Origin of the sequence: Collinsella aerofaciens (assembly GCF_032584215.1) — a bacterium.
GTDB lineage: Bacteria > Actinomycetota > Coriobacteriia > Coriobacteriales > Coriobacteriaceae > Collinsella.
In genome coordinates this window covers 1-874 of record NZ_JAWHPN010000065.1, presented here as the reverse complement: position 1 = coordinate 874, position 874 = coordinate 1, and the positions used below count along the sequence as shown (strand labels likewise).

General features: G+C 49.9%; 2 protein-coding genes. Both read right to left on the bottom strand.

All coding sequences use genetic code 11. From position 1 onward, the window contains the following. Positions 1-33: 33 nt before the first annotated feature. A complete protein-coding gene (locus RX395_RS09755) occupies positions 34-642 on the bottom strand; it encodes a toprim domain-containing protein (protein WP_316367271.1) in 609 nt (202 codons plus the stop codon). Between the two features lie 22 nt (positions 643-664). Next, positions 665-874 (bottom strand): M23 family metallopeptidase (locus RX395_RS09750; protein ID WP_316367269.1); only part of this gene is annotated, 210 nt, incomplete at its 5' end.

Below are 874 nucleotides of genomic sequence, written 5' to 3'. Positions count from 1 at the left end.
GGTAAAGTAGAGTTCAGGAACAAATTGTTGTATTTAAGCTTGTCGGGTTTGTTTAAGGTGTAATGTAGGGGTTTGGACGCGGCCGATAGGTAGCTTATGGGAGTACATGATTGTATAGAGGCGCGACAGATTTATACCCAAGAGCCAGTCGGCCCGCTGCCGGCAACGGGCCGCATGATAAAGGCAGTCATACTCAGAAGCAGGCTTTAGGTGCTCCATCCCCTCTCGTATTGCAGAGCTTTCCAAGCTGCTGATCCATAAACGCTTGACAGGCTTTTTACACATCGCCTGTTCATATACCAGACGGAAGATCAACTCTCCCTCTCGGCCGGCGTCAGTCGCGGCAATGACCTCTTTGACATCGGTACGGTGCATCAGGCTTTGAATAATTTTGAACTGTTTTTCTGTGCTGGCTTGGATAACAGTCTTGAACTCTTGCGGGATAATGGGAAGGGTACGGAGATCCCATTGCTCCAATGCTGGGTCATAGTCCTTGGGCTGGGCCAGCTCAACCAGGTGTCCAAAGCACCAGGACACGATATAGCAATTCCCATGGACATAACCAGCTCCGCGCTGCGTAGCACCGAGCACCTTGGCAATAGCTTGTCCAACGCTCGGCTTTTCCGCTAAAATGAGTATCATATATCGTCCTCCTGCCGGAATGTCACGGTTCCAGATAGAATAGGGGGTTTAAGCGGTGGCCATCTTTGAAATACTCGATATGCAAATGATTTCCGGTGGAGCTGCCAGTGGTACCCACATACCCGATTACGTCTCCGATTTCTACGTCTTGACCATCTGAAACAGCTATGCTGGACATGCGCGCCAAAAGAGCAAAGGTACCGTTTTTGCCCCCCATTTTGACATCATTTCC